Below are 24,153 nucleotides of genomic sequence, written 5' to 3' on the forward strand. Positions count from 1 at the left end.
ATGTCCAATCTCAATGAAATCGGGCCGAGCCCACTTCAGCAATGTGCGGTGGTCGATCTGACGGAGCTTGCAAGGGTTGGTTTTCGCGGCACTCAGAGTGGAGAATATCTGCAGTCGCGTGGCTTCAGCCTGCCTGACAAGCCAAACCAGAGTGTTGCCCAGGCGGATGGTAGCCATGTGGCGCGTCTGTCGCAGACGGAGTATCTGATCCTGGGCAGCCTTCGCGACAGGGGGGAGCGCGTTGCCGACGAAGAAGCGCGTTGGGAGCTGGATCACCTGGCCAACTACCTTCTGCCTCGCGAGGACAGCCATGCGTGGTTGCAGCTGAGCGGCGTGCACACCGCTCAAGTGATGTCCAAGCTGTGCGGAGTCGATCTGCGCAGCGCTGCGTTTGCCCAAGGAGCGGTGGCACAGACATCGGCGGCAAGGATCAGCGTGATCGTCATCAATATCGGATCACCGTCACAACCGATTTTTTACATCCTCTGCGATCGCGCTTCGCTCGAGTATTTCAAGGGCGCACTGATGGATGCGATGGCCGAGTTCGATGGACAGGCCCTGCAAATCGACGCGCTGTACTAGATGATTCAGACCGTGCCGTGCTGACTACGAGCCGAAACAGATCCTGTCCACCTAGGTCGTAGCCAGCACTCATGAGACAGCTCCCCAGACCCCGGCAAGAGCGACGAACGATGATTGACGCCCCCATCAAGGACGCCGACTACAGCGTACCGGCCCTGGCCCGAGGACTTGCCGTGCTTGGCTTGTTCAACGCTCGCACGCGTAGCCTGAGCATGCAGGAGATCGCGGAACGCTTGAGTGTCAGCACCTCCGCGCTGTATCGAATCGTGTTCACGTTGACCGACATGGGCTATCTGAACAAACACCACACTCAGTACGAACTCGGGGCACGCGTCATCAGTGATGGCTTCAGTTACCTCGCCAGCCGCGACATTGTCGATGTCGCCATGCCCCACTTGAATCAATTGCGAGATCGCACCTCCCTCTCCTGCCATCTGGCCGTTCGGGAGACTACCGAAAGCCTGTACGTCTACCGAGCGTTCGCGGCTCAGCGATTGTCCGTGAACATTCCAGTGGGTACCCGTATCGCCTGTCACTGCACGGCGATCGGCCGCATGCTACTCACCGGCCTGGACCAGGCAGAACTTGCCGCGCTTTACCAACACATTCGCCTAGACGATTACCCAAGCCCTGCCCCACGGACTCAGCTCGAGCTCCAGGAAGTGATCAAAGGTGATAGAGCGCAGGGCTGGGTAGTGCATCGCTCGGATTACTCGACTGCAATCGCCATGGCTGTCAAGGATCACCGGGGGGAAGTCACAGCAGCAATCAATCTGTCAGGCCCGGATGCCGTGATGAATCCCGAGGGTGCCATGGAGACGTTCGTGGCATTGCTTCGGGAATGCAGCGCGAAAATCAGCGCCGAACTGGGGTATGTCAAAGATGGATGAAGGGTGAGTGTATGGATGAAGACGCAGGTGAGCGCTTGCTCACTCGCCAACGAATACAACAACAAGGCAGCGGTCGCCGAAGTAAGGAAGAACATCTTTGGCAAACTTGCGCAGCATCTGTGACAGCGCGCTCTGACGCCCCTTGAGACTCAAGCGACAGACGGCACCCACTGATTGAAACACGGCCTCGAAAGCATGATCGTTGGAAAACCAAGGGCAAGGCGCTGCTCGCCTGGATTTCGTGCTTCACCATGCTCCACCGGAAATGCGAATTGGGGCATTCCCAATGCTGGCCTCGAATCTGGCCTCATCTTTTCTGGATACTGCCCGATTTCAGTGAAATGTGCCGAAACGAAAAAAGGGCCCCAAGGGCCCTTTTTTCAACGACTTACAGACTTCCATGGAACTCTGCAGATCTATAACTGGAGCGGGAAACGAGACGTGTACTAGAACACTAAGTCGTTGTTTCCCAATCACTTTCTTCGCTGAGGTGGCTAGCGAAGGCCTCAATTGTAGCCTTGTTTTTCATCCCCGGCAACAAGTTCGTCCAAAGAAATCCAACGACGTCCAGAGACATGCACTCCGCACCGGAGCCCCATTCGGCTACATCGCCATACGGACGGCCTCAAACTCGCCACACCATTTCTCTGCTTCCACATCGAATGCGATGCCGACCGGCTAGCAGCCTTCCGATGTCGCCGCTCTCGGCGCAGTTCGGATGCCACGGTGGAAGTACACGCACCGGCGCACTCACCGGAGCAGGCAGCGCCAAAGGAACGCACACCCTCGCCATGGTGCGTCGGCGCGCGATTCTTTATGGGTATATCAGGATGCCAGGATAGGAATGACGGGAGCGGATTCGCTGCGTCTGACTGGACGTTGGATGGGGATTGCCCCCTCTTCGCATCCCTTGAGACCGTTGGCATATCAGGTCATACCCAAACGGTTTTGCAAAGGCCGCAACTTCTTACGACCCTGATAGCGTGAGCGTCACTGTCGGGTCCACGACCCGATGGCTTTGCTTAATAGCTACATCGATTTTTCCACATCGAACACGTGCCGGCTATCAGCAACGCGAATCGTAGCAACGCGACTGAGCCAATGGACGAGCGAACCTCGGATCTCGCTTCTGCACAGGCCGACCATGAGGTTGGCGCCAAAGGAGTCGCTATGCAGTTCTCCTAGAAGGAGATGGGAGCATGTACGACAAACCACCTCTATCCAAGGTGTTCTATCGCCCGATCGAAGCCTCCATTAGGTGGGCCGGGCTGCTGCGGTTCAAACATGTCATCCTGGCCTCGATCTCGTCGCCAAGGAACCTGCCGAACTCTTTGGATTGCCCCCGTTGGAATGAGCTTCGTCTGTACACCGATCGCATCTACGATGGAATCCTGAATGGGGAACTTCCCTTCGGACAGAACGGCATCACGACACTTGAGGCCGCATTGATCGACTCTCCTGATCTCACAGTCCGCCACGTCGATCTGAAGCGCTGGATGCACCAGCATTATCCCGAGCACCGGCCGGGCTTTCTCTTCTCGCGCAGCGAACGCATCGCCCATCCGGTGATCTCGCTGGAGACTGGGCAAGCCATGCTGGTCGAACAGTTGGCGCTGAAATCCGCCTTGGAGCAGTCCAGACGCCAACTTCGCGAGCTGCAGGAAAAACACGATGCGCTGCTCAAGCAGTCCACGGTGATCCCCGCCTGCGCACAGTGCCCAATCAGCGATCGGGCGGAGGCTACCTACCTGAACATCATCGGAGGCATGCTGGAGCTCATGCTCGGCCAGTCGCCCTCGGGCGCGCCGTACTCCAGCTTCAAGACGCAGGAGGCCGTGGTCAGCGCACTGATCGCCCATCACCACAGCGTCATAGGGATCGCCGAGCGGACATTGAACGGCAAGTTCGCCACCGCCAGGCGTCGGCTGCATAGCGCCACCTTCTGAGATTTTCCAGCTTGTATGTGCAGTCGCGGATATTGCATTTGCAATGTCTTTCCGCAGCCGTGTCTATTGAATAGAGGTCACGCCAACAAACGCCACTGAGCGTTCAGGAGTGACCAACATGTCGCAAACACCTGTACTGCCACCGAACGAGCGCCGCATCCTGCGGCTGGAAGAAGTTGAAGCGAAGTCCGGCTTCAAGCGTGCCCACATCTACAACCTGATGAAGAAGCGCCAGTTCCCGCAGGCGCTTCGCCTGGGTGTGCGCGCCGTCGGCTGGGATTCCATCGAAATCGATCAGTGGATCGCCGAGCGCGTCAACAACCGGGTCTGACCCGTTCTGCCGCGGACTTTCCATCCTCACACGGAGAACGCCATGCAGGTTGTATCCATCATTTCAACGAAAGGTGGTGTCGGCAAGACCACCACGGCCGCGAACCTGGGCGGGCTCGTCGCCGACGCGGGGCTGCGCGTGCTGTTGCTCGATCTCGACGTGCAGCCCACCTTGTCGTCCTACTACGAACTGGGACATCGTGCGCCTGGCGGCATCTATGAGCTGCTGGCCTTCAACGAGCGCGACCTCGGCCAGCTCGTGTCCCGCACAATCATTTCGGGCCTGGACCTGGTGCTCTCCAACGACCACCGGGGCGAGTTGAACACCTTGCTGCTGCACGCGCCGGATGGGCGCCTGCGGCTGCGGCACCTGCTGCCGGTCCTGGCTCCCCTCTATGACCTGGTGCTGATCGACACCCAGGGCGCGCGCTCGGTGCTGCTGGAGATGGCGGTGCTCGCCTCCGATGTTGCGCTGTCGCCCGTGACCCCGGAAATCCTCGCGGCGCGCGAGCTGCGGCGCGGCACCATGCAGTTGCTCGAAGACATCGCACCATACCGGCACCTCGGCATCGAGCCGCCACCGCTGCACCTGCTTATCAACCGCGTCCACCCCTGGTCGGCGAACGCCCGGCTGATCCAGCAGGCCTTGCGCGACCTGTTCCAGGACCATGCCGGCATCCGCGTGCTGACCACCGACGTGCCGGCCATCGAAGCCTATCCGCGCGCCGCGACGCGCGGCCTGCCAGTGCATCGGGTCGAATACCGCCAGCCACCGGGCAGAGTCGCTCCCGCCGCGCTCGACACTATGCGCGGCCTCGCCGGCGAGCTGTTCCCGCAGTGGCAACACCGACTTGCCGCGGTGTCCGGCCGTTCGCCAGTCCCTCTTGATACGGGGAGGCCCCATGGCGAACGCACATGAACTGGCCCGAGGCCACAAACGGCTGCGCGCCCTGATCGAGTTCGCTGTCGGTGAAGGCTGGCACGTCAAGCGCACGCCGGGCGGCCACCTCAAATTCACCAAGGCAGGCTGCGCCGCGATATACACCAGTTCGACGGCCAGCGACCACCGGGCCGCCCTCAACGCCCGTGCGCAGATCCGCCGCGCCGAGCGCGAGGCCAGATCCCAAGCGCAGGGAGACAGCCATGGCTGAGATCACCTCCCAGCAAATGGCTGGCAAGCTGCTCGCGGCCGGGTTCGAGCGCAGCGGCCCGTCCGCGTCGGCCTTGAGCGACCCGATCGCCGACACACCCATGGTCGTAACCCTGGACCAGTTACGCCCCTACGACCATGACCCGCGCAAGAAGCGCAATCCGGCCTATGAGGAAATCAAAGCATCCATCCGCGAGCGCGGCTTGGATGCGGCGCCGGCCATCACCCGACGGCCTGGCGAGGACCACTACATCATCCGCAACGGCGGCAACACGCGGCTGGCGATCCTGCGTGAACTGTGGTCGGAGACCAAGGACGAGCAGTTTTTCCGCATATCGTGCCTGTTCCGGCCGTGGCCCAGCCGCGGCGAAGTCGTCATGCTGACCGGCCACCTGGCCGAAAACGAACTGCGCGGCGGCCTCACCTTCATCGAGCGCGCCCTTGGTGTCGAGAAGGCGCGCGAGTTCTACGAGCAGGAAAGCGGCGCCGCTCTGAGCCAGTCCGAACTGGCCCGCCGCCTGGCCGCCGATGGCTTCCCGGTCCAGCAGTCGCACATCAGCCGCATGAACGACGCGGTGCGCTACCTCCTGCCGGCGATCCCCGCCGTGCTCTATGGCGGCCTCGGCCGCCACCAGGTCGAACGCCTGTCGGTCATGCGCAAGGCCTGCATGTTCGCGTGGGAGCGTTACGCCAAGGGCCGCACACTGGTCCAGGACTTCGACGAGTTCTTCCAGGAAGTCTTGTCGCAGTTTGATGTGCAGGCCGACGAGTTCTCCGCGCAGCGCGTACAGGATGAACTGATCGGTCAGATGGCCGAGCTGCTGGGCGTCGATTACGACGTGCTCGCGCTGGACATGACGGAATCCGAGAGCCGCCAGCGCGCTCTGGTCAGCGATCCGACGCCACCCTCGACACCGCCCGCCTTGCCGGAGCCTGGGGTTATCGCGCGCCCACCTGCCAACGCCTCGCCGCCCACCACAGGGCCAGCATCGGCAGCGCAGCCTGCAGGCCCTGCGTCTTCCAGCTCAACGCGCGAGAGCGACGCGGATGCCAGCGAGGCGGGCACGGCCACTCCGACAGCGGATGACCACCTGCTTAAGAAGCACATCGTCTCGCCGGCGCCAACGACCGAACGGCTCCAGTCCATCCAGCGCATGGTCGCCGACCAGTTGGGCGATGCGCTGCCGCCCGACTTCTCGGCGAACGTCTTGCAGTCCATCCCCGTGCAGGCCGGCGGGCTCTATCCGATCTCTGATGTCTGGTATATCGACGCGAGCTTGGACACGCCCGAGCGCCTGCGCATCCACGTCGCGCAGTTCGCCCGCGAGATCGCGGGCGAGGCCCGCCTGGACGAGTGCATCGATGACCGTCCAGACGGCATCGGTTTCGCCTGCCGTACCCACGCCCAGGACCCGGGGCCGCTGGGCCGTGCCGTCCTGGCGCTGCTGGCATGCCTGGCCGGTCAACAGCCCGCCGACGTCGGCTTGGATAACAGGCAATTCGTCATCGACCTGTCGGCGCTGCTGCACGGACAAGGCGACTCAACCCGGCGACTGAGCGACACCGCACTCGTCAAGCTGTTCCGGTTGCTGCGGCTGGCCCGCCGTCTGCTCGACCAGGACGCAGGCGCTGCGGACCCTGGAACGTGACCGAGGGAGACCAGCATGTCCGCACCCCACCCACTCAACCAGGCCGTCATCGCCCAGGCCCTCTATGACCTGCGCAATGGGCAACTGCGCCGCTGCAAGCTGATGGGGTTTGGCGAGGAAGAGCTGGATGCCCTCAAGCATCCCGCGCTGATCAGCGTGCTGGCCAACGCCAACGTGTCGTGGTGCTCGGTGACGGTCAACCGCGAAGTGCTCCGGCGTCTGCTCAGGCAGGCGCAGGATGTGGAGAAAGAGATCGCCACGGTCGATCGCATGCTGCGCCTCGGCGCGAGCACCGAAATGGTCAGCCGCTTCTACGGCCTGACCCACCAGGAAGTGGCGCTTCGCCGCGAAATCCTCGGCCTGCCCAAGCGCAAGGGTCGCCATCCCGTGCTGGACGAGAAGCAGGACACGGAGCTGTGGCGGCAATGGAAGGTCGTGACCAGCAGCAGGAACGTCGATCTCGAAGACGAGACTTCCATCCTCGATGCCGCCATGGGCTTGGCCGAAGGCATGTCGCTGCCTCTGTCGGTGGTCTGGGCCTCGATCAAGAGCTGGGTCGATCAAGGATTGGGTTGACCATGGCCGTGGACGACACCGCACCACGTCGTGGCCCCATCGCACTCGCAGACCTGTTCGACGCTGCGCTGAAAGACCTTGTGCCCAAGCCCAACGCCGATGCGCCCCCGCCCACACCCACGCCTGTCGCCATGCCCACGGGCGCGGCGTCTGGCGATGCCTTCCTGTTCAGCGGCAACCGGCACGAGACCGTACCGCGGCGGCTGTTCCTCGACCGTCGCCTGACGCCGTTGGAGCGCAACGCCTGGCAGGTCTTCCGTCTGATGCTCAACGACGATGGCGTGACGGCGTTCCCGACGTATGAACAGCTTCGACCCTGGCTGGCGTCGATGCCCTGCGCCGGGCAAGCCTCACACGAAACCGTGGCGCGAGCGCTGACGCTGCTGCGCCTCACCCGATGGTTGAGCCTGGTGCGGCGCCGCCGCGACCCCAAGACCGGCCGCATCCTCGGCAACCTCTATGTCCTGCACGACGAGCCGCTGACGCCCTTTGAAGCGATGCAGCTCGACGCCGATTACCTGGCGCTGGTCAGCCAGTCCCTCGGCCACTCGGCGAAGGCCGTCCAGATGGTCGGCCTGAACACGCTCAAGGAAATCGCGGACGACCCGCTGCTGTCCGGCCGCACGCTGCCGTCACGGCTGCAGGTCCTGGCCGAACGCCTCGCCAGCCAAGGCATCACGGCGACCGAAAGTTATCCACATGAGGATGCCCCTCACGATTCCGAAGAAGGGCCGACGAGCCTTCTTCGGAATCCCGATGACCCCACTTCGGAATCCGAAGCAGGGCCGAAACCCGCGTCAGACGCCTCTCTTCGGAATCCGAAGCAGGCCCGTACAGTACGTAGTAGTCGTATTAATGAAGTACGTACTACCGCGCAAGCGCGCGCGCTGGGCGATCTGCAATGGCCCAAGCGCTTCACGGAACTGAAGGCAGAGCAGCAGACAGGCGCCAGGGTGGCATTGCAGCAGGTCGATGCCTCGCTGAGGCAGGCCGTGCTGGACGAATGGGCCACGCGATGCAGCAGCCACGGCATCCGCAATCCTGCGGGGTATCTGTTCGGCATCATCCAGCGGGCCATCCATGGCGAGTTCAACGCCTGGGCCAAGAAGGATGCACCATCGGCACACGCTCCGCCGAATGAGCGGCCACCACCAGCACCGCCACCATCCCAGCCGCAGGGCAAGCCTGTGCCGCCAGAAGTCGCCAAGCAGCACATCGAGCGACTGCGCAATCTGCTCGCCAGCAAGTGATCGGGTGTGCAAGGCGGTGAAGTGGATGCCGGTGGCTGTCAGCAGAACTATCCCCTGGGGATAGTTCTGCTGACAGCTACGACGTCGAACCGCTGCACGCCAGGCCCTCGATCGCCTGCCGCGGGATCGGCCTTGTCCGCGCTGACCAGGGCATGCAGCGTTCCTTGGCGCTCCATGGAACTATCCCCTGGGGATAGCTCGCGCCGCATGCGCCCGCGGCGCAGTGAACCGGGGACTGGCGGGTTTCGGTTTGTTGACTGACTGCCTTCCGCTTCCTGCCGAAGCTGGCCGCTCTTTTCCAACAACGAGCGGACACCATGGCAACGACCAACGAACCTCTGCAACTGAATCTCGGCTCCTTGCGCAGCGCGATGTCGCTGACGCTGCACACGCACCACGCCTCTCGCATCTGGCACGGCCGCGCCGCCGCCGAAGGGCGACCGGGCATCGTCGGCCTGAACGGCTACATCGCCCAGATGAACAAGATGCGGCGCGGCTCGGAGCAGGACGACCCGTACAGCGACATCTGGTTGCTTCGCATCGAGGACAAGCTCGACCAGACGAAGACCACGCTGCAATCGCTGCGCGAGCAGGTGGACCAGGCCCTGGCGAGCGTGCCGCCGGCACTCACCCTGGGCGAAAACCTCAACGTCCAGCCGGTCAAGCTGCCGCTGTTCGTCAATGCGCAGCTCGGCTTTGCCGCCGTGTACCTGCTCGCCGACTACGACGACATCGCCCGTAAGCTGATCCTCGCGCACCACACCGCGCTGATCGATCGCTCGACGCTCGAACGCTGGCTCAACGAAGGCGCGCATGCGCTGCGCAGTCTTTTCAGCCTGGCCCAGCAGTACCGTTACTCGGGCTGCACCCGCGACGACTTCGCCGCGAAGAATGCCGCAGCGCGGGCGGCGCTGGAGAAGTTCGGCGAGTTGCCGCAGGACGTGCTGGAAGGCACGCGCCGCTCGAAGTTCGCGCCGCCCATCGTGCGTCGTGGCCTGCAGCAGCGCGGTGATGGTCCTGCCGCAACACCATCCGCCAGTGACGAAGCCGCCGCCACCGAGGCCTCTGAAGCGACGGCCGGCGAGGACGAGCAGGCATGAGCGACCCGAATCGCGAAACCCGCTACTTCCGCCCGCTGCAACAGACCGCCTTCATGCGACTGGAACACGCAGGCTCTCAAAAAGGCCTTTTAAGGCCTTTTAAGGGTAAAGGGGACTTGGAGGCCTGGGCCAACCAGTGCTTCGCCATGCGCGACGAGTTGATCGGCTTGGCGCAGCGACAGGTGCTGCAACAGGCAACCGGGCATCCCTTCCATCTGCTACCCGTGGAGCTGGCCCAGCAGGCCACTGGCGCGGGAACGACGTTCCTTCGCTGGCGCCGGCACGACAGGTCGGCCATGGGCGTGGCCCTGTGGCAGGAGCTGATGGCGAGCACCAGTACGCCGGTCAACCTGCTGGCCGACCTGCACGCCATCGAGCTTCAGCGCATCACGCTGAACATGCAGATCAGCCTGTTGCACACCGTGGGCCGGCAAGCGCAGGAGTGCGCCAGCAAGGCCGCCGCGGCGGAAGACGCCTACCTGCGCCGGCTCAAGTCCACCCCACCCGCACTGCGCGATCGGTGATCGCGCCGGGGAACCCAGCACGCGCCCGTCACCGACCAGGTGCGGGTATTTCAACCACCACGGAGATTGCAACATGAGCACGCATTTTTCTGGCGAGGGCAACATCGGTTCGCCCCCCGAGTACCGGGAGTTCCCCAACGGCAACGACGAACCGCGGCGCTTGCTGCGGCTGAACGTGTATTTCGACAACCCCGTCCCCACCAAGGGCGGCGACTTCGAGGATCGCGGCGGCTTCTGGGCGCCGGTGGAAATCTGGCACCGCGACGCCGCGCACTGGAAGGACCTGTACCAGAAAGGCATGCGCGTGCTGGTCGTCGGCCGCATGGAGCGCGAACCCTGGACGGACAACGAGGACCAGCCGCGCGAGACCTGGCAGATCAATGCGCGCAGCGTCGGCATCCTGCCGTTCCGCATCGAGTCCATGACCCTCAGCCCCAGGCAGCAGGAGACCGCGCAGGACACGCAGCCGAATTCCCAGGCCACCCAGGAACCGACCGCGCCGAAGGAGCCGAAGCGCAGGAGGTGATGCAGCATGGGGCGGCGGCAGTCGTCCGACGCCCCACGCCCTCGCGAGCTATCCCCAGGGGATAGCTCCATCAACGTCCACCGGCGTCCGCGCGCTCCAAAAAATCGCGGCTCCCGGCCCGCACACCCTCGGCCGCACGCCAATTCCGTCCCAGCCATTCCATCCCGTGAAAGTGGTCGCGACCGCATGCGGCTTGTTTGCTGCTGCCCCTGGTGGGGCTCGGCATCCTCGATTCCAGCAACTCAATGAACCACGGAAATCGGATGGACGGACATGCGGCTGTTCTTGTGCGAGAAGCCATCGCAAGGCAAAGACATTGGTCGAATCCTCGGCGCGACGCAGCGCGGTGAAGGCTGTCTCAGCGGCTCCGGCGTCACCGTCACCTGGTGCATCGGCCATCTTGTAGAAGCGGCAGCCCCCGAGGTCTATGACGCGGCGCTCAAGCGCTGGTCGCTGGAGCAGTTGCCCATCATTCCCCAGCAATGGCGGGTCGAGGTCAAACCGAAGACCGCCACGCAATTCAAGGTCGTCAAGGCGCTTCTGGCGAAGGCGACCCATCTGGTCATCGCCACCGATGCCGACCGCGAGGGCGAGCTGATCGCCCGCGAGATCATCGAGCTGTGCGGCTACCGCGGCCACATCGAGCGGCTATGGCTGTCGGCGCTCAACGATGCGTCGATCCGCACCGCGCTCGACAAGCTGCGGCCGTCTTCCGACACGCTGCCGATGTACTACTCGGCGCTGGCGCGCTCGCGCGCCGACTGGCTCGTGGGCATGAACCTCAGCCGGCTGTTCACCGTGTTGGGCCGGCAGGCCGGCTACGACGGCGTGCTGTCCGTCGGCCGCGTCCAGACGCCAACCCTGAAGCTCGTCGTGGACCGCGACCGCGAGATCGCGGCCTTCAAGTCGGTGCCGTTCTGGGCCATCGACGTGTCCCTGTCCGCAGGTGGACAGGGTTTCAGCGCGCAGTGGGTTTCGCCCAATCGCTGCACCGACGACGCCGGCCGCTGCCTGCAGCAGCCCATCGCCCAGCAAGCCGCGCAGCAGATCCGCACTGCGGGCAGCGCCCAAGTGGTATCGGTCGAGACCGAGCGCGTGCGCGAAGGTCCGCCGCTGCTGTTCGACCTGGGAACGCTTCAGGAGGTTTGTTCCAAGCAGCTTGGGCTGGATGTGCAGGAGACGCTGGAGATCGCCCAGGCCCTGTATGAGACCCATAAAGCCACCACGTACCCGCGTTCCGATTCGGGCTACCTGCCCGAAAGCATGTTCGCCGAGGTGCCGACTGTTCTGGACAGCCTGCTCAAGACCGACCCCTCGCTGCGCCCGATCATGAGCCAGCTTGATCGCTCCCAGCGCTCGCGCGCCTGGAACGACGGCAAAGTGACGGCGCACCACGGCATCATTCCCACCTTGGAACCCGCGAACCTATCGGCCATGAGCGAGAAGGAACTGGCGGTGTACCGGCTGATCCGCGCGCACTACCTGGCGCAGTTCCTCCCTCACCACGAGTTCGACCGCACGGTCGCCGAACTGTCCTGTGGCCAGCAGAAGCTGGTGGCCACAGGAAAGCAGGTGGTCGCCCAGGGTTGGCGCCTGGTGCTGGCCGAGCCGCAGGCGGACGAGGACGGGGAAGCCGCGGCGCGCAGCCAAATACTCCCCCCGCTGCGTGAGGGCATGGCATGCCAGATGGCCGAGGCCGAGATCAAGGCGCTCAAGACGATGCCGCCCAAGCCGTACACGCAGGGCGAACTGGTCAAGTCCATGAAGGGGGTCGCCAAGCTGGTGACGGACCCGCGCCTGAAGCAGAAGCTCAAGGATACGGTCGGCATCGGCACCGAGGCGACACGGGCCAACATCATCAGTGGGTTGATCGCCCGCGGCTACATCTTGAAGAAAGGACGCTCAATTCGCGCATCGGATGCGGCATTCACGTTGATCGACGCCGTGCCCGCGGCGATTGCCGACCCCGGAACCACCGCCGTGTGGGAGCAGGCGCTCGACATGATCGAGGCCGGACAGCTCACCCTCGACGTGTTCATCGGCAAGCAGGCCGCTTGGATTTCGCAACTGCTCGCGCAGTACGGCAGCACCTCGCTGTCCATCAAGGTTCCCCAGGGTCCCGCTTGCCCGCAGTGCGGCGCACCGACGCGCCAGCGCACCGGCAAGACCGGCCCCTTCTGGTCGTGCAGTCGCTACCCAGACTGCAAAGGCACGCTGCCGGTCGATTCCGGCACGTCCAAGCGCGGTGCCTCGCGCCCGCGCAGTAGCGGCCGCAAGGGCTCCTGACCGACCCCCGCTCCCCGAGAGCCGTGCCCGCCATCGGCGGCGTGGCCCATGTCCCGCATGCCCTGCGGGACGCCCAGCGCGCAACGCCTTCTCTTGTCCGTGTGCGCGTCCCGCCCAGCCGTCCCCGGCCGCGGGACCTGAAGGTAGCTTCTCCACGAACCATGTCCGGGGTTTCCCGGCGCGTTCTGCTGATCTGCATTTTCCGCATCCGCGAACGGTCCCCCGGTGGCTTGCCGGCCTGCGAGCCACCCGGAGACCCTTCGTGGTCAGCGGTATTCGATGCCGTGCCCAACGGCGAAAAACTGGGCTCCTTTTGTGCGCGGATGTGCGCCAGAAGATGCCGGCGCCAACCACGACATGCGCCGGGTGCGATTGCTGACAGCAGACGGTTCCAGCGACGACCGGCCTGCAACAGCCCACGGGTGGTTCCGTCCTCCCGAGCCGAAGGCCACACGGCCTTCGGCGCCTTTCTCCTGCCGATCAACGTCCCGGCCCGGCCACACGGTCCTGGGCCACACGAACAGGAGACCCGACATGAACCCGCAACCTCGCACCCCACGCGGTGCGCCCCAGGCCGCGCCACTGCTGTATGGCAGCGTGTGCAGCGGCATCGAGGCCGTGAGCCTCGCCTGGCAACCCCTCGGCCTCGAAGCCGCGTGGTTCGCCGAGATCGAGCCGTTCCCGAGCGCCGTGCTCGCCCACCGTTACCCCTGCGTGCCCAACCTGGGCGACATGACCGCGATCGCCCGCCAGGTGCGCGTCGGCACCGTGCCGGCACCCGACATCCTGGTCGGCGGCACGCCGTGCCAGTCGTTCAGCGTTGCAGGTAGCCGTCGCGGGCTGGATGACCCGCGCGGAGCCCTTTCCCTTGCCTATGTGGAGCTTGCCAATGCCATCGACCAAGCCCGCCAACAAGACCGCCGCCCGGCGGCCACGCTCGTCTGGGAAAACGTCCCCGGCGTCCTCAACGACCGCAGCAATGCCTTCGGGCACTTCCTGGGGGCACTGGCCGGAGAAAGCCGTGCGCTCCAGCCACCAGGGGATCGGTGGGCGCACGCTGGTTGTGTGTCTGGACCCCGCCGCCGCATCGCGTGGCGCGTGCTCGACGCTCAATATTTCGGTGTCGCCCAACGCCGCAAGCGCGTGTTTCTTGTGGCAAGTGGTGGAGATGACCTCGATCCCGCAGAAGTACTTTTTGAGCGCGCAGGCCTGCTCGGGGATTCTTGTGCGGGCCGCGCGCCGTGGCAAGAAGCTGCCCACGATGCTGGACCGGGTGCTGAAGCAGCAGGCGCATGCGCAGGACTTGCAGGATTCGCAGGACTGAAGCAGCCCTACGGCAAGGTCACGACGACGTTCGGATTCAGCGGCGGCATTGGCCCCGTCGATGTGGCCGCATGCCTGATGGCCGCAGGCCCCAAGCACGACATTCGCACCGAGACGTTCATGGTGCAGTCGGTCGCCGGCAGTATCGCCCACACCCTCGACACCGCCAACAACGGCAAGGGCAGCAGCGAGGACGGCACCGGCAAAGGCGTTCCGATCATCGCCTTCACCGCCCAGGGCAGCGGCGCGGATGCCACGCTCGACCTGACGCCGACGCTGCGCGCTGGCGGCCATCGCAACAGCCATGCGAATGCCGGGGTCGTGCCCGCCATCGCGTTCGCGCAGAACAACCGCGGTGAAGTGCGCTTCGAGTCGGGCCATGGCCAGGTCGCTTGCACCGTGCTGTCCAACGGCAAGCCGGGCTACGGCGTGCCTATGGTGGCCTGCGTGTCCCTGCGCGGCCGCGAGCAGGGTCTTGCCGCCGAGCTGGGCGGCAGCGTAGCGGGCGCACTGCGCACCAGCGGTGGCGGTGCGGACAAGCCCCATGTCCTGGCCCCCGACTTCGAGGCGCATTTCCGCTACGACTGGAACGACCCTGGCCCCGGCGACTGGTCGCATTGGCGGGTGCGGAGGCTGATGCCCGTGGAGTGCGAGCGGCTGCAAGGCATGCCCGACGACTACACGCTGATCCCCTACCGCGGCAAGCCCGCCGCGGATGCGCCGCGCTACAAAGCAATCGGCAACTCCATGGCCGTCCCGTGCATGGCATGGCTGGGGCAGCGGCTCGTGCAGTGCCTGCACAAGACGGGCTCGACCGCTTCGGATTGATCGGCGACGCAGCCTGCGGGCCGCGCCATTCTCCCTCCTGCATTGCCGATGTATCGCCAGAAGCCCGCAGCCAGGGTGTCAAGGCTGCCGTGGGTTCCGCCCACGCCACCCGCCAGTTCGCCTCGGCATCTCACCGGCGAACTGTGCCCACCGGGGCATCGATGCCTCTTTTTTCCAACCCACGGGATGGCCGCCACGTCCCGTCGGGGGCATGTCGCCACCCGGTCGATTTCAGGACTTCCCATGGACAACATCACCAAGCAAGACCGCATCACGCTGAAGAACCTCAAGGTGGCGGATTTCGCCAGCGAGGAAACGATGTGCTTCAGCGCCACCGTCGTGTTCGACGGCACTCCCATCGCCGAGGCCCGCAACGACGGCCACGGCGGCTCGACGCTCCTGCGGGCGCTCAGCGGCAAGGTGACGCTGCTGGCGCAGGCCGAAGCCTTCGCCAAGGGCCTGCCGCCTGCGCCGCTCGACCTCGGCCAGGAGGGGGAAGACCCTCACTACATCGACATGACGCTCGACTTCCTGGTCGATGAACTGGCCGATGCCTTCCACGCCGAACGCAAGGTAAGAGCCGCGTTCACACGCGACATCGGCAACAAGGTGCTGTTCATCAAGGACGGCAAACTGCTGTTCATCAAGGGCATCAAGCTCAAGGCCATTGCCGACCGCAAGGCGTACTTCGCTTCGCTGCGCGCTCGGCAGGCCCAGCCCATCGTCATCCTAGCCGAGCTTGCACCCGAGCAGGCATTCGAGCTGTGGAAGCAGCATGTCCTGGGCGACAAGCCCGACTGACACAGCACCGACGCACTCTCCTGACAACCCCGCACTCGATGCGGGGTTTCTTTTTCTCTGCGCGCATCAATCGGGGGTGGGCTGGATGCCATTTTCCAACTGACGCAGAGCGGCCCGCGCACGAAGCTGCCCGCATGTTCGCTGATTCGTCAGCACATGCCAGCAGCCAGGGTTCCAGGCTGCCGCGGGTCTCTCCCGCGTTGCCCACCAGTCCGCATCGCATCAATTCCGCGGACGCGCGTCCTCGTGACGCTGATGCTTTTTATCAACCGCGTGCGGGAGTTGCCATCCCGTGAGGGACGAGGCCCCGCTTTTCCAAGGAGCCCGTCCATGTCCCAGCAAGCCTCTTTCGGCCAACTGGCCCTGACCTACTGCGGCAAGTTCCTGCCGCTCGAAGTCCTGCAAAGCGCCGCCGGTCACTACATCGGCACGCGCGATACCGAAGGCCCCGTTTCGCGGGAATCCCGCGAGTACTTCCGCAGCTATGCCGCGGCTCAACGTGCCCTCGAAAGAGGCGGCTGGTCCCAGCTCGCCATTCCCTGATCCAACTGGAGCAATCACGTCATGAACCAGCTTCTACCACGGGAAGTCGTCGATCAGATCATGCGGGAAGAACAGCATTTCGCGGCCGCGCCCCAAGCCTTTTTCGAGGCCTGGAAGCGCGGTGTCGAGATCGCTGGCCCCGAATGGTTCGGCGACGGCACCCGCGAAGGTCTGAACCAGGCCAAGAGCAAGTGGGATCTGCGTCCCAACATGCTGCAACTCAACGACGCCCTCGGCGTCCTGAGCAGCGGAGAACGCATGTTCCTGTCCGCCATGGTCAGCTTCTACAACGCGCGCGAGGGCGGTGCCATGCTCAAGCGCTGCCACTTCAACGGACTGTCGGACTTCGACGGTCTCGATCTGCAACGCCGCAAGGTTATCGCCGACCTGCTGGTGAACTACAACGGCTGGTGAGCCGGTCGCCGGCGCACCACTGCTTTTCGTCCCCCCCGAGAGGGACATGCGCCCACAAGGCCATGTCCCTCAATTTCTTCTTCATCACCCTGCGGATGCCATCGTCCGCATGGGCTGGCTCCGCTTTCTCGAAAGGAGCCACCATGGCGAACAACTACTACGAAGGCACGGGCGTTCTCGTGCTGGAGCGTGTTACCCCCGTCATCAAGGCGCTGTTCGGCGCCTTCGCGCTGGACGATGGCCATCCCGGCAACGGGCAGGCCTACTTCGCTCAGATCGCCGAGACCAATGATCCATGCTGGACGGATGTGCTGGACGGCCTGGAAGGCCTTGCCACACAACTCGGCATCCACATGCCCGACGACGAAGAACTGGCGATTCCGCCTCTGCTCGAACGGCTGGCCGCGCACTTCGGTGCCGAGCAGGACGCGGAGCTGGAGAACTTGATCGAACACCACAAGTTCGAGGACAGCGCCGACCTGGAAGCCTTGCTTCTGATCGCCTCCTGCTTCGATGACGGCCATCACCTGAGCGCCATCCAGTTCGAGGGCTGCTGGTATTGCAGCAAGCCGAGGCTGTTCGAGTTCGGCGGCGACGGCTGCTACCTGAGCCGCGAGGTGCAGGTCTTCAGAACGTCCTCGCAGGCGCTCCAACTCGGCGACCAACTGCGCAAGACGATCCTGGCCGCCGACATCGAAGAGGCCTCGGCATTGATCGCTCTGGAGGCCGCCAACCTGCTCGCAGGCATCAACGACGAGCAGTTCCGCCTGAACGTGCGCCGTCGCGTCGCCGACCGACTGGCCCAGATGCCAACGATCAGCGCCGCCTGACGCATTTTCCATTTTCAACCCACCGGGTCCAATTCCCGGTGGCGGGAATTGGCTCCATTATTCAATCTGGAGAGTTCCCATGTCCCAGAAACCCAATCCCTTTCTCCGTGGCTACTGGAATCTGAAAATCGTCCGCACGCTGTCCATCAGCTACGAGGACGGAAGCCCGCATGTCTGGCGAAGCATCCACGCGAGGCAAGAGCACCTCTCCGACGAGGAACTGGTTTCATCGTCCTGCATCGTCACCAACGATTTCGCCGTGGTCTGCAATGGCCCCGAAGGCGTGAGCGCCGAGGTACTGGCTGAATGCGATGCCGGTGAAGGTGTCAGCGGCGAAGGTGTGATCGGCGCCGTGGTCTATGCCGTCCATGGCGACGACTTCGACGGTCGCCCGGTCCACATCGGTGACAGCTATTCGGGCGAGGCTGCGCGGGAAGTGGTGCAGCGCCTGACTTTCGAGACCGGCTACTACAGCCGGTGCTGGGAGATCAGCCGTGAGCACATCACGGTCGATACCTGGCACTACCTCGCCGACCTGGCGGACATCGCCACGCCGGAGGCCATGCTGTTCATCGCCTTCCGTGTGCCGTACAGCCCGGCGATCGGCGTCAAGCTGATCTCCACGCCCTGGACGGACCAGAACCTGGAGCACGCCGAGGGCATCACCGCCGAGCAGCTTCGGCAGGAGCACCGGAACAAGGGCATGCCGGACGACCTGGCGAACATCCTTGAACTGGCCGGCCAGGCCGATGTGCGCATCCTCATCCTCGATGCCGACGCACCCGCGCTGCTGGGCCTGCCGCTGGCCGAGCCCTAGCAGCCGCGCGACACGCCGGCCTTCCTCATTGCCCCCCCCATGCCAGCCCGTCTCCCCAGGAGCCGGGCTGGTCCATTTTCATAGGAGCAACCTCATGTTCCCCGACCTCATCTCGCCCGCAGCCGATTTCGAGCACCAGCTTGGAGCCTGCGTCAACGCCATGAGCCAGGACGACGCCATCGGCCAGACTCTGGTATTCGAGCGCAGCAAGGGCGCGCTGCACATGCGCCATATCGCCATGGACGAACTGGTGGAAACGGACATCGACCGCTACGAAATGGTCGTGTTCGATGGTGGCAACGGCAGCGGCGATTCTTGGAAGCATGTCTTCTTCCCGCGGCAGCGCACGCACTGCTTCGTGTACGACGCTTGACCTTCAGCCCCTCATCCGAGGGGCTTTTCTTTGCCCGCGTCCAGGGCGTCGTTTCACCGCCACCGCAACGCCTCGATCACCAGGGCCAGCGCTGGCGCGATCTGGCGGCGGTTCGCGTAGTACAGGTGGTAGCCCGGGAAGGTCGGCCACCAGTCCTGCAGCACTGGCACCAACCGGCCCGCTTCGATATGGGCCTGCATGGTGTCCAGCGGCACGAAGGCGAGGCCCATCCCGTCCAGCGCCGCCTGGAGCATCAGGAAGGTGTTGTTGAAGATGGTCTGGCCGCCCACACGCACGTTGACCGCCTCGCCATCCTTCTCGAAGTCCCAGGCGTACAGGCCGCCATGCGTGGGCAGGCGCAGGTTGATGCAGCGGTGTTCGGTCAGCTCATGGGGCGTGCGGGGATGCGGCCTGCCGGTCAGGTACTCCGGCGACGCCGCCACGGCCATGCGCAGGTCGGGGGCGATGCGCACCGCGATCATGTCCTTGTCCACGCGATCCCCGATGCGCACGCCGGCATCGAAACGATGCGCCGCAATGTCGGTGAACGCATAGTCCACGCTGAATTCGAGGTGGACGTCGGGGTAGTCCCGCAGCAGCGGCAGCAAGCGGGGCCAGAGGACGGTGCAGATGGCATGGTCGTGCGCGGTGATGCGCACCGTGCCGGCGGGCTTGTCGCGCGCGGCGCTGAGCGATCCCAGTTCGAGTTCGATCTCGTCCAGACGGGGTGCCACCGCGTCCAGCAGCCTGGCCCCGGCCTCGGTGGTGGAAACGCTGCGGGTGGTGCGGGTGAGCAGCCGCACGCCCAGGCGCGCTTCCAGCGCCAGCATCGCGTGGCTCAATGCCGAGCGCGACAGCCCCAGTTGCGCTGCGGCGCGGGTGAAGCTGCGTGCGCGGGCCACCGCCACGAAGGCTTGCAGGTCGTTGAGGTTTTCCTTGGGCATTGGTGAATTTTCTGCACCATCGTATGTCGATTTTACGATCTTCTCAGCCAATGAGGAACACCATAAAGTTTTATACGAACGATATTGCCTGCTGTTTTCGCCCGTTCTTGGGTGTTTCGGCGTTGGCTCCTCGGCTGTTCGTAGCCCAGCCCTCATCCCTGAAAGGAACCGCCATGGAACTCAAACGCGCTGGATCTCAGCCTTCCGTCAAAGGACCTGCCGAGTGGTTCACCGGCACGGTTCGCATCGACCCGCTGAACGCCCCGCCTGCACCGGCCCGCGTGTCGTGCGCCGCCGTCACCTTCGAGCCGGGCGCCCGCACGGCCTGGCACACGCACCCGCTGGGGCAGACGCTGATCGTCACCGCGGGCTGCGGCTGGACGCAGTGCGAAGGCGAGCCGATCGTCGAAATCCGCGCCGGCGACGTCATCTGGTGCCCGCCGGGCCACCGGCACTGGCACGGCGCCTCGCCGACCACGGCCATGACCCACATCGCGATCCAGGAAGCGCTCGATGGCAAGAACGTCGAGTGGCTGGAGCACGTCTCCGACGAGCAATACCTCGCCGGACCGCCGCGCCGCTGACCTGACCCCGCCCACCACCAGGAAAGGACACCCCATGCGCTCTCTTCTCAACGTCGCCTTGTGTGCGGCTTTCTTGAACAACGGCTTGGCCCTGGCCGCTGAACCCCAGGCCGGCGCCGCCGACCGCGCGCAGCAGATCACGCGCGCGGGAGAACAGGCCTCGGCCACCGGGCCGGCCGAGTTCTTCACCGGCCGGGTACGGGTCGATCCCGTCTGGCCGGCCGACAAGAACGTCAACGCCTCCGGTGGCCTGGTGAGCTTCGAGCCTGGCGCGCGTTCCGCTTGGCACACCCATCCCGCGGGGCAGCGCCTGGTGGTGACCTCCGGCGTCGGGCTGGTGCAGGAATGGGGCAAGCCCGTGCAGGTCATCCGCCCCGGCGATGTGGTTTGGTGCCCGCCGGGCGTCAAGCACTGGCACGGCGCGGCGTCCGGCACGGCGATGACGCACCTGGCCGTGACCGGTACGGTGGATGGCAAGAACGTCACATGGATGGAGAAAGTCACCGATGAGCAATACAACGCCCGCTGAGCGCCACCGCGCGCACCGCTGCGCTGTCGCCCTGGCGATGGCCGCAGGCACGGTTGCGTGCGCGCAGGAGACCCGACCGATGAGCCCCATCCAAGCCAGCCTGTCCGAAACCCTCACCGCGCGCCAGCAGGCCATCGTGCCCATCGCGGCCTTCGCCGCCGCGGGCGATATGGCCCGGCTCAATGCCTCCCTGAACCAAGGGCTGGACGCCGGCATGACGGTCAGCGACGCCCGCGAAATCCTGGTGCAGCTCTACGCCTACGCCGGCTTCCCGCGCAGCCTCAATGCGCTGGGCGAATTGATGAAGGTGCTCGACGCGCGCAAACAGTGCGGTATCCAGGACGCGCCCGGCAGCGCGCCCAGCCGCCCCATTCCGAAGGGCGATGCGCTGCTGGCCGCCGGCACGGCCAACCAGACCAAGCTCTCGGGCGGCCCTGTCGAGGGGCCGCTGTTCGACTTCGCGCCGGCGGCGAACGAATATCTGCGCACCCACCTGTTCGGCGACATCTTCGAGCGCGACAACCTCGACTGGCAAAGCCGCGAGCTGGCCACCGTGGGCATGCTGTCGGCGTTGCCCGGGGCCGAATCGCAACTGCAGGCCCACATGCGCATCAGCATGAACGTGGGCCTGACGGCCGGGCAGTTGCGCCAGCTCACCAAGGTGCTGGCGGCGCGCGTGGACGCCGACATGGCGCGTCGCGCCAGCACGGCGCTGCAACAGCAGCTCGCGGCCAAGCCGGGCAAGTGAGCATGGTCGGCTCCAGGACACTGCTGCCGTGAAGCCATCGGAACCGGACGCCGCCTCCGCGCCCGATGCCCCCACGCCAGCAGCACAGCGCCGCGCGCAGGCGACATTGATCGCGGCGCTGCTCGGGTTCTTCGTCATCACCCTGGATGCGGTCGTGGTCAACGTGGCCCTGCCGACGCTGGCCCATGACCTGGGCGCCAGCGTGGACGGCCTGCAATGGGTGGTGGACGGCTACACGCTGATGTTCGGCGCGCTCCTGCTGTCGGCCGGCGCGCTGGTCGATCGCATCGGCGCACGGCGGGCATTCGGCCTGGGGCTGGTGGTCTTCATCCTCGCCTCGATGGCCTGCGGCGGGGCACCCACGCTGGCGACGCTGGTGGTGGCGCGCCTGGTGCAAGGCGTCGGCGCGGCGGTGATGATGCCGGCGTCGATGTCGCTGATCCGGCAGGCCTATCCCGATCCCGTCCGGCGCGGGCATGCGGTGGCCTTGTGGGCCATGGGCGGCTCGGTGGCGTCCACCTCCGGCCCGGTGATCGGCGGCTGGCTGGTCTCGCTGGACTGGCGCTGGATCTTCTTCGTCAATCTGCCGGTCGGCCTCCTAACCCTGGCGTTCCTGGCGCGGACACCGGCGTCGCCCCGTCGCGCCTCACCCTTCGATGCGGTCGGGCAGGTCACGGCCATCCTCGCCATGGGAACGCTGATCTACGGCGCCATCGAGGCCGGCGCGCAAGGGCTCGGCGCGACGCCGGTTCTGGCGGCCTTCGCCCTGGCGCTGGCGGCGCTGGCGACCTTCGTCTGGTCGCAGCGCCGCGGCGCGCACCCGATGGTGCCCCCGGGACTGCTGGCGCCGCGCAATGCCCGGATTTCCATGGCGGTGGGCTTCACTTTCATGGTCGGCTACTTCGGCCTGCCGTTCGTCATGAGCCTGTACCTGCAGCAGCATCGCGGCCTCTCGGCGCCTGCGACAGGCATTGCGTTCTTGCCGATGATGCTGATCGGGCTCGTGCTGACGCCGTTCAGTGCGCGGCTGGCCCATCGCTTCGGCGCGCGAACGATGATCGTGAGCGGCCTGCTCAGCATGGCCGTCGGACTGGCGGCCGTGGCGTCACTGCCGGCCTCGGCGCCGGTGGCCTGGATCGCCGCCCTGATGGTGCTGGTGGGCCTGTCCGGCCCATTCGTCGCGCCGCCGGTGGCGGCCGTGCTGCTGTCCAGCGTGCCTGGCGCGCTGGCGGGCACGGCCAGCGGGGTCTTCAACACGAGCCGGCAGGTGGGCGGTGCGCTGGCGGTGGCGGTGTTCGGCGCGCTGCTGGTGCAGGCACCCAGCTTCATGACGGGGCTGCGTGCCAGCTTGTGGCTCGCGGCCGCCATCGCGCTGGTCACGGCGGCGATGGCGCTGCGTCTCCAGTCCACCGCCACACCGGAACCATCGAGCACCGGCTGACTGGCTGGCCCAGTCTCGCCCAACACGCCGCAGTGCTACCGCTTGCGGCGTTTTTATTGCTCGACGCGAATGAAAGTGGGAACCGCGCAGTGCGGATTTCTGCGGGCATGCCACCCGCCCCAAGGTCATCCTGCCCCCATGTTCGTCGGCGTTGCCGACACATGCCCAGGCAGCCGAGACCTTCGAGGCTGCAAGCACGGGAAGCCGTGCTGGTCGTTTCTTCCTACGGACGCACCGCGTCCATCCACCCACAAGGGACCCTTCCCTTGCGGGCGGGGAATCCCTTGTTCTTCCTCAAGGAGATTCCCATGGACCGTTCCCTCATCAAATCCATGATGCCTTCGCTTGTCGCAGGCCATGTGCCCCGCAACGTGCGGTCGTTCAAGTACCGCGTGTTCGATGATCAGCCGCAGTCCTCGACGCTGGGTTTCGCCATCGACCCCCAGCCCTTCGACGGCAAGGTGGTCGCGGCCAACGACGACGCCATCGTCGTCAAGCTCAAGCCCAGCGAGTTCGCGGTGCTCGATCCCCACTTCGTGACCACCGTTCCCAGCGAAGGCGCCAAGGTGCATGTCCAACCGTATGCTCGCCGCCGCTTCGACGGCCTGCGCGCGGACACCCCGGAAGTAATCACCGAGAAGACCGCGGACGGTGTTCCCTACACCATCACCAGGCACATCCTCGGCTCCGCGCCTGCCAAGCTGCCCATCCCCGAGCCGCAGTGCATGGAACTGGGACAGCTCATCCAGCAGTTGGAGGAAATGCCGGCTCCCGACGGGTTCCGACGCATCACCCACATGCTGGTCGATGCGGGCGCCCGCGACTTCACCTGGGTCGATCCGAAGCCGTCCAAGATCATCGAGACGCCGCCGGCGATCAGCTTCTCGGTTTCGACCTCGAAGTTCGAGGGCCAGGTGACGATCCTCTACGACCGCGGCGGCGACACCTACGCGGTGGAACTGCGCCGCGACGGCGAACTGGTCGATCGGCACGACGAGGTGTATTTCGACATGCTCGGTGAAGTGCTGGAGCGGCTTATCGACGACGGGCACTGGCGCCTGATCGACGTGAGCGTCATCGACGCCAAGGCGACCAAGCGGCGCTACGGCTGATCGCAGCCTACCGGCGACTTGCCCCCATAGGCCTTCCATCCATTCGGGTGGAGGGCC

Annotated in this window: 26 protein-coding genes; 25 read left to right on the forward strand and 1 reads right to left on the reverse strand. The window is 65.2% G+C overall.

Features of this window, described 5'->3' with window-relative positions; all coding sequences use genetic code 11:
• The 20 genes from IAE34_RS01270 (at position 1) to IAE34_RS01365 (ending at position 18,738) form a co-directional block, all read left to right on the forward strand.
• Entirely contained in the window at positions 1–582 is a 582-nt protein-coding gene (locus tag IAE34_RS01270; protein ID WP_200137051.1) for a sarcosine oxidase subunit gamma, read from the forward strand.
• A gap of 110 nt (positions 583–692) precedes the next feature.
• Positions 693–1,472, forward strand: a complete 780-nt coding sequence (locus tag IAE34_RS01275; RefSeq protein ID WP_200137052.1) for an IclR family transcriptional regulator — start codon at positions 693–695, stop codon at positions 1,470–1,472.
• 1,199 nt (positions 1,473–2,671) lie between these two features.
• Complete coding sequence (locus IAE34_RS01280) at positions 2,672–3,418, forward strand: hypothetical protein (protein WP_200137053.1); 747 nt, start codon at positions 2,672–2,674, stop codon at positions 3,416–3,418.
• Between the two features lie 118 nt (positions 3,419–3,536).
• The gene (locus IAE34_RS01285) at positions 3,537–3,749 is read left to right on the forward strand and encodes an AlpA family transcriptional regulator (protein WP_200137054.1); all 213 of its coding nucleotides are present in this window, start codon (positions 3,537–3,539) and stop codon (positions 3,747–3,749) included.
• Between the two features lie 42 nt (positions 3,750–3,791).
• The gene (locus tag IAE34_RS01290) at positions 3,792–4,667 is read left to right on the forward strand and encodes a ParA family protein (protein WP_200137055.1); all 876 of its coding nucleotides are present in this window, start codon (positions 3,792–3,794) and stop codon (positions 4,665–4,667) included.
• Positions 4,651–4,899, forward strand: coding sequence for a type II toxin-antitoxin system HicA family toxin (locus tag IAE34_RS01295; RefSeq protein ID WP_200137056.1), 249 nt, complete (start codon positions 4,651–4,653; stop codon positions 4,897–4,899). The genes IAE34_RS01290 and IAE34_RS01295 overlap by 17 nt, the downstream gene beginning before the upstream one ends.
• Positions 4,892–6,547: a ParB family protein gene (locus IAE34_RS01300; RefSeq protein ID WP_200137057.1), complete on the forward strand. Its 1,656-nt coding sequence runs from the start codon at positions 4,892–4,894 to the stop codon at positions 6,545–6,547. The genes IAE34_RS01295 and IAE34_RS01300 overlap by 8 nt, the downstream gene beginning before the upstream one ends.
• A gap of 15 nt (positions 6,548–6,562) precedes the next feature.
• Positions 6,563–7,123, forward strand: coding sequence for a DUF2857 domain-containing protein (locus IAE34_RS01305; protein ID WP_200137058.1), 561 nt, complete (start codon positions 6,563–6,565; stop codon positions 7,121–7,123).
• A gap of 2 nt (positions 7,124–7,125) precedes the next feature.
• A complete protein-coding gene (locus IAE34_RS01310) occupies positions 7,126–8,373 on the forward strand; it encodes an STY4528 family pathogenicity island replication protein (protein ID WP_200137059.1) in 1,248 nt (415 codons plus the stop codon).
• 317 nt (positions 8,374–8,690) lie between these two features.
• On the forward strand, positions 8,691–9,473 hold the full coding sequence (locus IAE34_RS01315) for a PFL_4669 family integrating conjugative element protein (RefSeq protein WP_200137060.1): 783 nt from the start codon (positions 8,691–8,693) through the stop codon (positions 9,471–9,473).
• Positions 9,470–9,997: a DUF3158 family protein gene (locus tag IAE34_RS01320; protein WP_200137061.1), complete on the forward strand. Its 528-nt coding sequence runs from the start codon at positions 9,470–9,472 to the stop codon at positions 9,995–9,997. The genes IAE34_RS01315 and IAE34_RS01320 overlap by 4 nt, the downstream gene beginning before the upstream one ends.
• Before the next feature lie 73 nt (positions 9,998–10,070).
• Positions 10,071–10,523, forward strand: a complete 453-nt coding sequence (locus IAE34_RS01325; protein ID WP_200137062.1) for a single-stranded DNA-binding protein — start codon at positions 10,071–10,073, stop codon at positions 10,521–10,523.
• Between the two features lie 273 nt (positions 10,524–10,796).
• Positions 10,797–12,809: a DNA topoisomerase III gene (locus tag IAE34_RS01330; protein WP_200137063.1), complete on the forward strand. Its 2,013-nt coding sequence runs from the start codon at positions 10,797–10,799 to the stop codon at positions 12,807–12,809.
• A gap of 534 nt (positions 12,810–13,343) precedes the next feature.
• A complete protein-coding gene (locus tag IAE34_RS01335) occupies positions 13,344–14,960 on the forward strand; it encodes a DNA cytosine methyltransferase (protein ID WP_200137064.1) in 1,617 nt (538 codons plus the stop codon).
• A 243-nt stretch (positions 14,961–15,203) separates the two neighbouring features.
• A complete protein-coding gene (locus tag IAE34_RS01340) occupies positions 15,204–15,761 on the forward strand; it encodes a hypothetical protein (protein WP_200137065.1) in 558 nt (185 codons plus the stop codon).
• A 330-nt stretch (positions 15,762–16,091) separates the two neighbouring features.
• A complete protein-coding gene (locus IAE34_RS01345) occupies positions 16,092–16,304 on the forward strand; it encodes a hypothetical protein (protein ID WP_003290186.1) in 213 nt (70 codons plus the stop codon).
• Between the two features lie 21 nt (positions 16,305–16,325).
• A complete protein-coding gene (locus IAE34_RS01350; RefSeq protein WP_003290188.1) occupies positions 16,326–16,718 on the forward strand; it encodes a hypothetical protein in 393 nt (130 codons plus the stop codon).
• A 143-nt stretch (positions 16,719–16,861) separates the two neighbouring features.
• Complete coding sequence (locus IAE34_RS01355) at positions 16,862–17,548, forward strand: hypothetical protein (protein WP_200137066.1); 687 nt, start codon at positions 16,862–16,864, stop codon at positions 17,546–17,548.
• 79 nt (positions 17,549–17,627) lie between these two features.
• Positions 17,628–18,365: a DUF5983 family protein gene (locus IAE34_RS01360; protein WP_200137067.1), complete on the forward strand. Its 738-nt coding sequence runs from the start codon at positions 17,628–17,630 to the stop codon at positions 18,363–18,365.
• A 94-nt stretch (positions 18,366–18,459) separates the two neighbouring features.
• Positions 18,460–18,738 carry a uridylate kinase gene (locus tag IAE34_RS01365; protein ID WP_088578112.1) on the forward strand — a complete coding sequence of 93 codons (279 nt, stop codon included), beginning with the start codon at positions 18,460–18,462 and terminating at the stop codon, positions 18,736–18,738.
• Between the two features lie 53 nt (positions 18,739–18,791).
• Here the strand turns inward: IAE34_RS01365 and IAE34_RS01370 are convergent, their stop codons facing one another.
• Positions 18,792–19,682: a LysR family transcriptional regulator gene (locus tag IAE34_RS01370; RefSeq protein ID WP_200137068.1), complete on the reverse strand. Its 891-nt coding sequence runs from the start codon at positions 19,680–19,682 to the stop codon at positions 18,792–18,794.
• A 173-nt stretch (positions 19,683–19,855) separates the two neighbouring features.
• Between IAE34_RS01370 and IAE34_RS01375 the strand changes: the two genes are divergently transcribed.
• From IAE34_RS01375 to IAE34_RS01395, 5 genes are all read left to right on the forward strand, one after another.
• Positions 19,856–20,266 carry a (R)-mandelonitrile lyase gene (locus IAE34_RS01375; protein ID WP_200137069.1) on the forward strand — a complete coding sequence of 137 codons (411 nt, stop codon included), beginning with the start codon at positions 19,856–19,858 and terminating at the stop codon, positions 20,264–20,266.
• A 34-nt stretch (positions 20,267–20,300) separates the two neighbouring features.
• The gene (locus IAE34_RS01380) at positions 20,301–20,795 is read left to right on the forward strand and encodes a (R)-mandelonitrile lyase (protein ID WP_200137070.1); all 495 of its coding nucleotides are present in this window, start codon (positions 20,301–20,303) and stop codon (positions 20,793–20,795) included.
• A gap of 37 nt (positions 20,796–20,832) precedes the next feature.
• On the forward strand, positions 20,833–21,543 hold the full coding sequence (locus IAE34_RS01385; protein WP_442793180.1) for a carboxymuconolactone decarboxylase family protein: 711 nt from the start codon (positions 20,833–20,835) through the stop codon (positions 21,541–21,543).
• 28 nt (positions 21,544–21,571) lie between these two features.
• Positions 21,572–22,984, forward strand: a complete 1,413-nt coding sequence (locus tag IAE34_RS01390) for an MFS transporter (protein WP_200137072.1) — start codon at positions 21,572–21,574, stop codon at positions 22,982–22,984.
• Positions 22,985–23,292: 308 nt separating this feature from the next.
• Positions 23,293–24,096, forward strand: a complete 804-nt coding sequence (locus tag IAE34_RS01395) for a GTPase (protein ID WP_200137073.1) — start codon at positions 23,293–23,295, stop codon at positions 24,094–24,096.
• Positions 24,097–24,153: the final 57 nt, after the last annotated feature.

This window comes from Pseudomonas sp. S30 (assembly GCF_016518545.1).
Lineage (GTDB): Bacteria > Pseudomonadota > Gammaproteobacteria > Pseudomonadales > Pseudomonadaceae > Aquipseudomonas.